This is a genomic window from Aeromicrobium sp. PE09-221, from assembly GCF_002174305.1.
Classification (GTDB): domain Bacteria; phylum Actinomycetota; class Actinomycetes; order Propionibacteriales; family Nocardioidaceae; genus Aeromicrobium.
Window position 1 is genome coordinate 21,574 of sequence record NZ_MIJB01000004.1, and the last position, 11,755, is coordinate 33,328.

Sequence of the window (11,755 nt, forward strand, 5' to 3'; positions counted from 1 at the left end):
TGTCCCGCCGGAATCTCAGGCGAAGACGACCTCGCCGCCGGCCCCGAAGACCCCCGCCGCCCCGACCTCGCCCAGATGCCAGGCATCGATTCCGTGCCCCGCGAGCAGCGAGATCGCCTCATCGGAGACCTCCGCGGGCACGACGGCAACCATGCCGACGCCCATGTTCAGCGCCTCGTCGAGATGCTCGGTCGCGATCCCTCCGAGCTCCCCGACGACCGAGAAGATCGCGGGCGGGGTCCACGACGCGCGGTCCAGTCGCACCGACACCGAGTCAGGCACGACCCGCGCCAGGTTGGCGGCGAGCCCTCCTCCGGTGATGTGGCTCATCGCATGCACCTCGACCGCGTCGGCGAGGGCGAGGCATGGCTTGGTGTACAGCCGCGTCGGGGTGAGCAGCTCCTCACCGAGGGTCTGCCCGAACTCAGGAACCTCACGGCCCAGGTCCCACCCGGCGATGTCGAAGAAGACCCGGCGCACGAGGGAGTAGCCGTTCGAGTGCAGTCCCGAGGAGGCCATGGCGATGACGACATCCCCCTCACGGACCCGGTCGGCCCCCAGTAACCGAGCCGCCTCCACGACACCGGTGGTCGACCCGGCGATGTCGTACTCATCGGGTCCGAGCAGTCCAGGATGCTCGGCGGTCTCGCCGCCCACCAACGCGGTGCCGGTCTCGGCACAGGCCATGGCGATGCCCTTGACGATATCGGCGATGCGCTCGGGCACGACCTTGCCGCAGGCGATGTAGTCCGTCAGGAAGAGCGGCTCCGCCCCGCACACCACGAGGTCGTCGACCAGCATGCCGACGAGATCGAAGCCGATGGTGTCGTGACGATCCATGCGCTGTGCGATCGCGACCTTGGTGCCGACGCCGTCGGCCGAGGACGCCAGCAGCGGTCGGTCGTAGTCCTTCAATGCCGAGGCGTCGAAGAGCCCGGCGAAGCCGCCGATATTACCGACCACCTCGGGACGGGTGGCCTTGGCAACCCACTGCTTCATCAGCTCGACGGCGCGGTCGCCCTCGGCGACCGACACCCCCGCATCGGCATAGGAGGTGGAACGTCCAGTGGTCATGAGGGCAGCACCTTCAGCTGGGTCGTCTCGGGGTTCTCGAGCAGGTGCTTGCCGATGAGATCGTCCTCGGGCAGCGGCACCGGGTAGATGCCGTCGAAACAAGCACGGCAGAGGTTGTCCTTGGGGACATCGGTCGCCGCGACGAGGTCGTCGAGCTCGACATAGGCGAGCGAGTCCGCGCCGATGGAACGGCGGATCTCGTCGACCGAGGCGCCATTGGCGATCAACTCTGCGCGCGAGGCGAAGTCGATGCCGTAGAAGCACGGCCACTTGACCGGCGGGCTGGAGATGCGGACATGCACCTCGGCGGCGCCGAACTCACGGAGCATCCGCACAAGCGCCCGCTGCGTGTTGCCGCGCACGATCGAGTCGTCGACCACGACGAGCCGCTTGCCGGCGATGACATCGCGCAGGGGGTTGAGCTTGAGCCGGATGCCGAGCTGCCGGATGGTCTGCGAGGGCTGGATGAACGTGCGACCCACATAGGAGTTCTTGACGAGCCCGTGCCCGAAGGGGATGCCGGACTCCTCGGCGTAGCCGATCGCCGCGGGCGTGCCGGACTCGGGCACGGGGATGACCAGATCGGCGTCGACCGGAGCGGTCTGCGCGAGCTTGCGGCCGATACCCGAGCGCACGCTGAAGACCCGGCGATCGGCGATCGTCGTGTCGGGACGCGCGAGGTAGACGTATTCGAAGATGCAGCCCTTCGGCTCAGCTGCGGCGAAACGCTCACTGCGCACCCCGTCGCCGTCGATCGCCACGAACTCGCCCGGCTCGATCTCACGGATATAGGACGCACCGACGATGTCCAATGCGGCCGTTTCGCTAGCGACGACCCATCCGCTGTCCAACCGCCCCAGGACGAGCGGGCGGATGCCCTGGGGGTCGCGGGCGGCGTAGAGCGTGCGCTCGTCCATGAAGACGAGCGAGAAGGCTCCGCGCAGGCGTGGCAGGACCTCCAGTGCGGCGTCCTCGACCGAACGATCGGGATACGATGCGAGGAGGCTGGCCATGACCGCGGTGTCGCTCGTCGCGACCTCCTTGGACTTCTGCCCCTCGACCTCGAGGCGTCGCGCGAGGAAGTCGGCGAGCTCGTGCGTATTGGTCAGATTGCCGTTGTGACCGAGCGCCACCGAGCCGTCCGCGGTGGGCCGGAAGGTGGGCTGAGCGTTGTGCCAGACACTGGCACCGGTGGTCGAGTAGCGGGCGTGACCGATCGCGACCTCGCCGACCAGCGACTCCAAGGTGGCCTCGTCGAAGACCTGCGAGACGAGGCCCATGTCCTTGTAGACGAGGATCTGCCGACCATTGCTCACCGCGATGCCAGCGGACTCCTGGCCGCGGTGCTGCAATGCGTACAGGCCGAAGTAGGTGAGCTTGGCGACTTCTTCACCCGGCGCCCAGACACCGAAGACACCGCAGGCATCTTGGGGTCCGACGTCCTGAGGGTCGATGTCGTGAGTGAGGCGACCGTCTCCACGAGGCACGGGAACCAGTCTACGGGCCCACCCGGGTCCGAAGCGAACTCCGCCCTGACTTGGCTTCCCACCGGCGCCCGGTGACGGTCTCCGCGGCGCCCGGATGTCCGCGATCCGCCGAGGACCTGCCTCCGGGGAGGGGCCCGGACTTCGGACCACCCTGCGAGCGAGGCCGACGTCGCGGAGCGCCGCTCAAGCGGCCGAAAAGGTCACGCATCTTCGACGCATCGCATTAGGGTTGTGATTCAGATCACCGAGCGACAGGAGCGCGCCATGCCCACGACCCTGCCCGATGTCACCCTGCTGCCGGAGTTCCTGGCGGCGCAGGCCGAGACCCGCCCGGAGGCGACCTGTTGGATCTACGGCGATCGCACGTGGACCTGGGCGGAGGCCTGGCATGAGGTCCGTCAGATCGCCGGTGCCCTGCGCGCGTCCGGTATCGGGCACGGCGATCGGGTGGCCTTCGTCGACAAGAACAACCCAGCGATCCTCGAGGTCCTGCTCGGGGGCGCACTGCTCGGCTCCGCGGTCGCGATCGTCAACTGGCGTCTCGCCCCCGATGAGATCGACTACACCGTCAACGACTCCGGGGCCCGCCTGCTGTTCGTCGGGCACGAGTTGGCCGATCAGGTCCTGGCGATCCGCGATCAACTGACGACGGTGGAGCGCATCATCGTCGTCGGCGGTGAGGACGATGAGTTCGAGTCGTGGATCGCCGCAGCCGATTCGGTGGACACGCAACCGGGAGTCTCGGCGGACGACACCGCGGTCGTCATGTACAGCTCGGGCACCACCGGCCGACCCAAGGGCGTCCAGCTCAGCCACCGCAATCTCATCGAGCACACCCGCAATGCGATGGGCGACATCACCTACGACCCCGATGCCGACATGATGCTCATCGCGATGCCGATGTTCCACGTCGGAGGCACCTCGTACGCACTGTTCGGCGTGGCCACCGGCACGCCGGGGTACATCATCCGCGAGGTCGATCCCGGGGCGCTGCTCGCCGCCGCGCAGGCGGGCGTGACGCACGTGTTCCTGGTGCCCGCGGTCGTGGCCGGGCTCCTCAATGCCGGACCGGAGGCGATGAAGATCTTCCGCGGGCTCAAGCACTTCGTGTACGGCGCGGCGCCGATGCCCCTGCCGATCCTCCGTGGCGCGATCGAGCACTGGCCGTCGACCCGGTTCCATCAGGTGTACGGGCTCACCGAGCTCGCGGGTGTCATCACGATCCTCGACGACCAGGACCACCGTGATCCGGATCATCCCGAGCGGTTGCTGTCGGCCGGCAAGCCCGTCGCCCGTGCCGAGGTGCGGGTCGTCGACCCGGCGAGCGGCGTCGATGTCCCCACCGGCGAGCCCGGTGAGCTCTGGTTCCGCAGCGCGCAGGCGACGACGGGTTATCTCGACAAGCCCGAGGCGACCGCCGCGCTGCTCACCGAGGACGGCTGGCTGCGCACGGGCGATATCGGCCGGGTCGACGAGCACGGCTTCGTCTTCGTGGACGATCGCGCCAAGGACATGATCATCACGGGAGGCGAGAACGTGTACTCGCCTGAGGTGGAGCGCGTGCTCACCGAGCATCCGGCTGTCGCGGAGGCCGCTGTGATCGGCGTGCCGGATGACACCTGGGGCGAGTCCGTCAAGGCCGTCGTGGCGCTGCTCCCCGACCAGCAGGTGACCGGGGAGGAGCTGATCGCCTTCACGCGCGAACGACTCGCGGGATACAAGACTCCCAAAAGCATCGACATCGTGGACGCACTGCCGCGCAACCCCTCCGGCAAGATCCTCAAGCGCGATCTGCGCAAGCCCTTCTGGGTCGACCGGGAACGCCAGATCTGACCCCTCGGCCGGACCGCGGGGACGCCCGGTCGCGTCGTTCTGCGCGCCAGGCGAGTCCGTGGTCAGATGAACCATGGACGGCAACACTGTGAGCGCCGAACGCGTCATCGCGGCGCCCGCCCCGCGCATCTTCGCCCTGCTCGCCGATGTCGCCGCGCATCCCTCCTTCGACGGCTCGGGGACCGTTCGTGCCCTCCGTGGCTCGTCGGAGCCACTGCGACTCGGGTCACGGTTCGGGATGTCGATGAAGCGGGTGCTGCCCTATTCGACGGTCAACACCGTCGTGATGTTCGAACCCGATGAGCTGATCGCCTGGCAGACCACCGGCCTGGGCGGACTCATCGGCGGGCGGATCTAGAAGTACGAGCTGGTGCCCGTCGAGGGCGGCACCCACGTCCGCGAGACCTGGGACATCGGCCAGGACAAGCAACGTCTCTTCCTGCGACGCGGCGGGATGCCCGAGTCGACCCGGCGGGCGATGCAGGCGACCCTCGACCGGATCGCGGCTCTCGTCGAGTCGTCGACCTGATCCCGGGCTCGGCTCCCGCGACGCCGATTCAGCCGTGGTGGCCGTACTCCTGTGAGGCCGCCGCCACATCGAACTGGTAGTCCCGCGAGTCGTTGTAGGTGCGCACCGCCGCGATCCAGTCCTGCTCGTCGTCCAGACCCGACTCTCCCACGCTGCACAGGTAGCGGGCGGCGGCGAGGGCCGCGTCGTCGATATTCTGCGGATCCCCCGGCCCGTCCCCGTCGGCGGCAGCGCCCCAGCGCTGCCAGGTCTCGGGGATGAACTGCATCGGCCCGACCGCACGATCCCACTCAGTGTCGCCATCGAGGACTCCACCGTCGGTGTCCTCGATCGCCAGCGTCTCGTTCGTTCCGTCGAGCGGGATGCCGATGATGTCGCTCGTCGCCCGTCCGTCGTCGCCGATACGTCCACCGAAGATGGCGCCGTGGCGGCTCTCGATCCGGCCGATGCCGGCGAGCGTGTTCCACCCGACCGAGCAGCCTTCCTCGGCTCGCACGCGCAGATCGGCCCCCGCGTAGGCGGCCACCGCTCGCGCGGGGATCTCCGCATCAGAGGCGACCCGCTCGACCCACGCGGGATCGGCTTGCGCGCTCAGTGCGTCCGTCGCGGGAGCCTCGGCCTGGGGAGCCTGCTGCGGCGTCCCCGCGGGTCCCGTGAACTCGGGACGATCGGGGCCGCAGCCGGCCAGGATCAGGGCCGCGGCGGCAGCGGCGAGAGCCGTGCGGGAGGGGAAGGGCATGTCTCGAAAATAACGAGCTGCGGCAACCGGCGAGGTGCTCAGACGAGGGGCAGATAGCCGCTGATGTCCGAGCGTTCCCCGCTGGCACGAACCGGGGCATCGGCCCAGTCGAGCGACCCGCGCGCAAGGGCGATCCAGGTCGCGGCGTCCATCTCCACCACGGCCGGGGGCGTCCCGCGCGTGTGCCGCGCCCCCGGGATGCACTGGACCGCGACGAAGGGCGGTACCCGTACCTCGACACTCGTGCCCGGGGCACGCTGGACGAGGAGGGCCAGCAGATGCTTGGTCGCCGCCTTCAGATCCGCTCGATCGGCCGTTCCCTCGTCGATACGCGCGCAGATCGATCGGAACTCCGCGGCAGGGAGCGGGGTGAGTCGCCGGGCCACCCCACCACCCTAGCGCTCCCCAACTCGTTGAGTGTGACGTTTGGACGGCTGACGGGCACAAACAGCCGTCCAAACGTCACACTCAACGAGTTGGGGAGCGCTCTAGGCTCGGGGGATGGACGCCGGACGCATCCCGACACCGATGGATCGGCTCGCCGAGACGTGGATGGACACGCTGCTGGAGCTCTCGCCGGAGCTCCATGTCGAACTGGGGCGACCCGGTCGCGAAGGCCAGTACAGCGACCTGTCTCCCGACGGGCACGCCGGACGGGCCGCGGTGTCGCGCTCCGTCCTGGCTTCCGCCACTGCCACCGAGGTCACCGACGAGGTCGACGAGGTGACCCGCGCCGAGCTGCTGCGCACGGCCGAGCTCGCCATCGAGCTGCACGCGGCGGAACTCTGGCAGCGCGACCTCAACGTGATCGCCTCCCCAGCGCAGTCGCTGCGCGAGGTCTTCGATCTCATGCCCAGCGACACCGCGGAGGACTGGGAGCACATCGCCACCCGCATGCGCCGACTGCCCGACGCCATGGAGGGGTACCTCTCCTCGCTCTCGGCCGGCATCGCCGCCGGCAATACCCCGGCGATCCGCCAGGTCGTGGCCGTGGCGGCCCAGGCCCCCAAGCTCACCGGCACCGAGGGATTCTTCCGCGAGCTTGCCGCACGCGGCCCCGAATCCCTCCGCTCCGAACTCGACGGCGCCGCCGACGGAGCGATCGCCGCTTATGCTCGCCTGGTCGGTTTCCTCGAAGAGGAGCTGGCACCCCACGCCCGATCGGACGATGCCATCGGGCGCGACCTCTACGCGCTCCTGTCGCGCGAGTTCGTCGGCATCGAGATCGACCTCGACGAGACCTATGCCTGGGGTGTCGAGGAGCTGGCACGGATGGTCGCCGAGCAGGAGGACATTGCCGACGAGATCCTCTCCGGCGCCACCGTCGAGCAGGCCATCGCCCATCTGGAGGCCGACCCGGCACTGCGCCTGGACGGCACCGACGCGCTGCGCTCCTGGATGCAGGGGGTGAGCGATGAGGCCGTGCGAGAGCTGGGTGCCACCCACTTCGACATCCCCGAGCCGCTACGGACGCTGGAGTGCCGGATCGCGCCGACCGACGAGGGCGGGATCTACTACACGCCTCCCAGTGAGGACTTCTCCCGTCCCGGCCGGATGTGGTGGAGCGTCCCCGCGGGCATCACCCGCTTCGACACCTGGCGCGAGCTGACCACCGTCTACCACGAGGGAGTTCCCGGCCATCACCTGCAGCTGGGAGCCGCTGCGGCGCAGCGCGACCGGCTCAACTCCTGGCGCCGGTTCAACTGGAACTCCGGCCACGGAGAGGGCTGGGCGCTGTACGCCGAGCGGCTGATGGACGAGCTGGGCTATCTCTCCGCCCCCGCCGAGCGGCTCGGGATGCTGGATGCCCAGCGCATGCGGGCGGCGCGCGTCGTGCTGGACATCGGCGTCCACCTCGGTCTCCAGAAGCCCGACGGCAGCGGTATCTGGACCGGCGGCGACGCGTACCCGTTCCTCACCCGGCACGTGAACATGAACGACGGATTCGTGCGTTTCGAGGCCGACCGCTACCTCGGCTGGCCCGGACAGGCGCCCTCGTACAAGGTCGGACAGCGCGAGTGGGAGCGGCTGCGTACCGACTGGACCAGGCTCCATGGCAACGATCTCCGGCGCTTCCACGCCGACGCCCTGGCACTGGGCAGCGTCGGCTTCAGCACCCTGCGCTCAGCACTCCTCGGCTGACGCGCGCGAGGGCCGGTTCACCCCTCGGGAGCGCACGGGAGCGGTGAGCTGCCAACCGAATCCCTCCGTGCCGGGACGGAGGGATTCGGTGGTCGCGGGGACAACCGCGGAAGCACATCCTCTGTCATCTCCGGCAAGAGGAGGTGAGCCAGCGTCCTTTTCGGGGAACGAATGGACGCTCACCCACCGTCCAGCGCTGAGAACGGACGCCTACTCACCGCCCACCACCGGGGCGGACCTGGAGGGTCAGGCTGGGGAGGCGGCGGTGTCCTTGGACTCGTCATCGTCCCCGGGCAGCTGGCAAGCGCGTTCGAGGAGCAGCGCTGCAACCAGCAGCAGGATCGCCGCGATGGCCGCGGCGCCTCCGTGCACCAGCCGCTCCCGCGCGAGCTCGCTGTCCACACCGACGTAGGTGAGGACGAAACCCGCGTAACCGCCGCTGAACACACCACCGACGAGGACACACGACTTCGCCACCGCGAGCAGCTGGATCGCCCGATCGGCATTGATCCGCAGCTTCTTCTTGTGCAAGGACTGCCAGGTCGACCAGGCGAGCACCCCGACCACCGCCGCTCCCGCGGCCAGCAGCACCGCTGCCGTCCAGTCCGGGCGGGGGGCCTGGCCCTCGAACCTGACCGCGAGCGGCGGGATGAGGCGGCCGACGATCGCGCCCACGGCGATGAGCACCGTGACGTACAGCGCGGAGCTGCGTTGGACACGCCTCATCGTGGTGTCACAGGATGATCTCGACGTCCTCGCGCTTGGTCACACCAGAGGTGTCGACATCGCCGATCAGATCGGCCACGAATCCATGGCCGGGGATCTCACCCTCGGGATCGACCTCGAGCCACGGCACCAGCACGAATCCACGCTCGTGGGCGCGCGGGTGCGGCAGCGTCAGCTGATCGTCATCGGCGATGCGGTCGCCGACGACGATGATGTCGACATCGAGGGTCCTCGGAGCGCCCGGCTCGCCGCGCTCTCGCCCGAAGGCGTCCTCGATCGCGAGCGCGCGGTCGAGGAGCGTGTGCACGGTGAGGGTCGTGTCGATCAGCACGACGGCATTGAGGAACTTGCCGGACTCCTCAGGGGCCCCCACCGGCTCGGTCTCATACACGGACGAGATCGCCACGACCGTGACCTCCGGGGTGTCCTCGAGTGCCGAGACGGCGCCCTGCAGGCGGCCGGCACGATCACCCAGGTTCGACCCGATCGCCAGGACGGCCTGCCGGATAGGACGCATGCCCCCGGTCATCGTGTCCGCGTCGAGAACGTACGGCGTGGGCGATTCGGTCACTAGCTACTCCACTCTGTCGTGTCGACGGTGCGCGAGCACCGTCGCGGGCCGGCCCGGCGTGGACAAGCCCCGCTGGGGCCTGCGGCACGCAGGACTCATGTTCACTATACGGAGGCCGATGCACTTTGTGTCGGGTGCGTCCGGGACCGGACGACCGTCACCGCGACGTCACCGAAAGGAACCGGGATCGGTGCCTGCGGTTTGTGCACGGTCACCTCGACTCGATGCACTCCCGCGTGTCCGAGACCGATCTCGGCGATCCGCTCGGCGACCGTCTCGATCAGGTCGACGGGCTCCCCGGCGAGCACATCGTGCACTTGTTGACCCAGAGTCCCGTAGTCGACCGTGGCGCGCAGGTCCCCGGTGCGTCCGGCCGGAGCGAGATCGAGCCACATGACCACATCGGCGACGAAGAGCTGTCCCTCGCGTCGCTCATGGTCGAAGACCCCGTGGTGCCCGACCGCCCGGATACCGGTCAGGGTGATGCGATCCTCACTCATTCGTTCGCTCGCTCATGCCGCTTCGTTCGCTCGCTCCGCTCGCTCATGTGTCCGCCTCGTCACCCGATTCCAGCACCGCGACCGGCGACGCGTGCCGGGACCAGAGCTTCCACTGCGCGCCATCGCGCACGAGGACGCTGGAGCAGACCGCCGAGCCTCCCGTGAACGACTCGGTGCTCTCGCCCTCGGAAAGGATGTTCTCGGTGCAGACCACCAAGGCCGTCCGGGGGTCCTCCCCGGAGGGGAAGGTCGTCACCTCGATATCGGTGAGGAAGAACTGGATGTAGTCGATCTGGGCCATCAGCACCGCCCAGCTGCGCAGCACCTTCTCGGTGCCGTAGAGCGGATGGGCCGCCGGGTGCACGCAGCTCACACCGGGATCATCGGCCCACAGCGAGCCCATGAGATCGAAGTCCGCGGTCTCGACCGCATCGTAGAACGCGCGATGCGCGGCGACCACCTGCTCCTCGACGCTCCTCATTGGTCCAGCCTCTCAGCCTGCCGCAACCGGCGCACGACCCGCACCGCATCCGCCGAGGCCCGCGGAGCGTGGACACGCACGGCCCACGCATCGGCGAGAGCCGCGAGTGTCGTCACCGCCACCGTCGCATCCTCACGCTCGTCGGTGGGCCGTGGGACACCCTCGTGCGCGAGGACATCGCCCAGGAACCGCTTCCGGCTCGCAGCCACCAGCAGAGGATGGCCCAGCGCCGTGAAGGCCTCCAGCTGCGCGAGGAGCTCCCAGTTCTGGTCGCCGGTCTTGGAGAATCCGAGTCCGGGATCGACGATGATGTTCGCCGGGTCGATACCCGCCGCCACGGCATCGTCCAGCTGCCGCAGCAGCTCCTCCGTCACATCGGCCACCACATCCTCGTAGCGGGTGTGCTGCTGCATCTGCGCCGAGTGCGCACGCCAATGCATCACGACGAAGGGAACACGAGCCATCGCGGCGACCGCGGTCATCCGCCGATCGGCACGGCCCCCGGAGACGTCATTGACGATCATGGCCCCGGCGGACAGCGCCCGCTCGGCGGTGTCGGCATTCATCGTGTCGATCGAGACCACGGCGCCGGCCGCGGACAGGGCCCGGATCACGGGGAGAACGCGCCGCTGCTCCTCCTCGGCGTCGACGCGGACGGCCCCCGGCCGAGTGGACTCCCCGCCGACATCGACGATGTCCGCGCCCTGTGCGAGGAGCTCGTATCCGTGGGCGATCGCCACGTCGGTGTCGAACCACCGTCCACCATCGGAGAAGGAGTCCGGGGTCACGTTCACCACGCCCATGACGGCGCAACGATCCCAGGCGGGGAGACCGGGCAGGCGGAGGGTCACGCCGGTCAGATTACGCGGTGATGAGCTGCATGGCCTCGGCCCGGGTGGCCGAGTCCCGCAGCTGTCCGCGCACAGCACTGGTGACGGTGCGCGCACCGCCCTTGCGCACTCCGCGCATGGTCATGCAGAGATGCTCGGCCTCCAGCACCACGATGACACCGGCCGGACGCAGCACCTCGACGAGCGAGTCGGCGATCTGCGTGGTGAGGCGCTCCTGCACCTGCGGGCGCCGGGCGTAGACATCGACGAGGCGGGCGAGCTTGGACAACCCGGTCACATTGCCGCCCTCACCGGGGATGTAACCCACATGCGCCACCCCGAAGAAAGGCACGAGATGGTGTTCGCACATCGACCACAGCTCGATGTCCTTGACCAGGACGAACTCGTCGTGGCCGACGTCGAAAACCGCGGTCAGGACATCGGTCGGATCCTGGTCGAGACCGCTCAGCAGCTCGGCGTACGACCGTGCGACCCGCGCCGGCGTGTCGCGCAGTCCGTCGCGATCAGGGTCCTCCCCCACCGCCAGCAGCAGCTCGCGGACCGCGGCCTCCGCGCGCGGCAGGTCCACGCTCATGCCGTCGCCTCACAGGAGGAATCAACAGTAGCGAGGCACCGGCATGACACCCCATCAATGACTCGCTCGCTCCGCTCGCTCATGCCGTCGCCTCACAGGAGGAATCGACAGTAGCGAGGCGCCAGCATGACACCCCATCAATGACTCGCTCGCTCCGCTCGCTCATGCCGTCGCCTCACAGGAGGAATCGACAGTAGCGAGGCGCCAGCATGACACCCCATCAATGACTCGCTCGCTCATGACTCCGA

The 11,755-nt window shown here is 68.8% G+C and carries 14 protein-coding genes; 4 read left to right on the top strand and 10 right to left on the bottom strand.

The window, feature by feature from the left end; genetic code table 11:
- Window positions 1-15: 15 nt before the first annotated feature.
- Entirely contained in the window at window positions 16-1,074 is a 1,059-nt protein-coding gene (gene purM, locus BHE97_RS02550) for a phosphoribosylformylglycinamidine cyclo-ligase (protein WP_087622456.1), read from the bottom strand.
- Entirely contained in the window at window positions 1,071-2,561 is a 1,491-nt protein-coding gene (gene purF / locus BHE97_RS02555) for an amidophosphoribosyltransferase (RefSeq protein ID WP_087622457.1), read from the bottom strand. Before purF ends, purM begins: the two co-directional genes overlap by 4 nt.
- 264 nt (window positions 2,562-2,825) lie before the next feature.
- Here purF and BHE97_RS02560 point away from each other — a divergent pair, with 264 nt between their 5' ends.
- The 3 genes from BHE97_RS02560 to BHE97_RS20320 all read left to right on the top strand — a co-directional run bounded on the left by BHE97_RS02560 (window position 2,826) and on the right by BHE97_RS20320 (window position 4,923).
- Window positions 2,826-4,394: a long-chain-fatty-acid--CoA ligase gene (locus BHE97_RS02560; RefSeq protein WP_087622468.1), complete on the top strand. Its 1,569-nt coding sequence runs from the start codon at window positions 2,826-2,828 to the stop codon at window positions 4,392-4,394.
- Window positions 4,395-4,467: 73 nt separating this feature from the next.
- On the top strand, window positions 4,468-4,752 hold the full coding sequence (locus BHE97_RS20315) for a hypothetical protein (RefSeq protein WP_201791275.1): 285 nt from the start codon (window positions 4,468-4,470) through the stop codon (window positions 4,750-4,752).
- Between the two features lie 12 nt (window positions 4,753-4,764).
- Window positions 4,765-4,923: a hypothetical protein gene (locus BHE97_RS20320; protein WP_201791276.1), complete on the top strand. Its 159-nt coding sequence runs from the start codon at window positions 4,765-4,767 to the stop codon at window positions 4,921-4,923.
- A 28-nt stretch (window positions 4,924-4,951) separates the two neighbouring features.
- On the opposite strand, the gene BHE97_RS02570 is transcribed toward BHE97_RS20320, so the two are convergent.
- Window positions 4,952-5,662 (bottom strand): lytic murein transglycosylase, encoded by a 711-nt coding sequence (locus BHE97_RS02570; protein ID WP_087622458.1) that lies wholly within the window; start codon window positions 5,660-5,662, stop codon window positions 4,952-4,954.
- A gap of 38 nt (window positions 5,663-5,700) precedes the next feature.
- Window positions 5,701-6,048, bottom strand: a complete 348-nt coding sequence (locus BHE97_RS02575) for a sterol carrier family protein (RefSeq protein ID WP_170931216.1) — start codon at window positions 6,046-6,048, stop codon at window positions 5,701-5,703.
- A 115-nt stretch (window positions 6,049-6,163) separates the two neighbouring features.
- Between BHE97_RS02575 and BHE97_RS02580 the strand changes: the two genes are divergently transcribed.
- Window positions 6,164-7,804: a DUF885 domain-containing protein gene (locus BHE97_RS02580; protein WP_087622459.1), complete on the top strand. Its 1,641-nt coding sequence runs from the start codon at window positions 6,164-6,166 to the stop codon at window positions 7,802-7,804.
- Between the two features lie 246 nt (window positions 7,805-8,050).
- Here the strand turns inward: BHE97_RS02580 and BHE97_RS02585 are convergent, their stop codons facing one another.
- The 6 genes from BHE97_RS02585 to folE all read right to left on the bottom strand — a co-directional run bounded on the left by BHE97_RS02585 (window position 8,051) and on the right by folE (window position 11,507).
- Window positions 8,051-8,530: a DUF3180 family protein gene (locus BHE97_RS02585; protein WP_087622460.1), complete on the bottom strand. Its 480-nt coding sequence runs from the start codon at window positions 8,528-8,530 to the stop codon at window positions 8,051-8,053.
- A gap of 7 nt (window positions 8,531-8,537) precedes the next feature.
- The gene (gene folK, locus BHE97_RS02590) at window positions 8,538-9,101 is read right to left on the bottom strand and encodes a 2-amino-4-hydroxy-6-hydroxymethyldihydropteridine diphosphokinase (RefSeq protein ID WP_087622461.1); all 564 of its coding nucleotides are present in this window, start codon (window positions 9,099-9,101) and stop codon (window positions 8,538-8,540) included.
- A 104-nt stretch (window positions 9,102-9,205) separates the two neighbouring features.
- Window positions 9,206-9,601, bottom strand: coding sequence for a dihydroneopterin aldolase (gene folB, locus BHE97_RS02595; RefSeq protein WP_087622462.1), 396 nt, complete (start codon window positions 9,599-9,601; stop codon window positions 9,206-9,208).
- A gap of 43 nt (window positions 9,602-9,644) precedes the next feature.
- On the bottom strand, window positions 9,645-10,082 hold the full coding sequence (locus BHE97_RS02600) for a nuclear transport factor 2 family protein (protein WP_087622463.1): 438 nt from the start codon (window positions 10,080-10,082) through the stop codon (window positions 9,645-9,647).
- Window positions 10,079-10,885 (bottom strand): dihydropteroate synthase, encoded by an 807-nt coding sequence (gene folP / locus BHE97_RS02605; protein WP_087622464.1) that lies wholly within the window; start codon window positions 10,883-10,885, stop codon window positions 10,079-10,081. The genes BHE97_RS02600 and folP overlap by 4 nt, the downstream gene beginning before the upstream one ends.
- A 58-nt stretch (window positions 10,886-10,943) precedes the next feature.
- The gene (gene folE, locus BHE97_RS02610) at window positions 10,944-11,507 is read right to left on the bottom strand and encodes a GTP cyclohydrolase I FolE (RefSeq protein WP_087622465.1); all 564 of its coding nucleotides are present in this window, start codon (window positions 11,505-11,507) and stop codon (window positions 10,944-10,946) included.
- Window positions 11,508-11,755 lie beyond the last annotated feature (248 nt).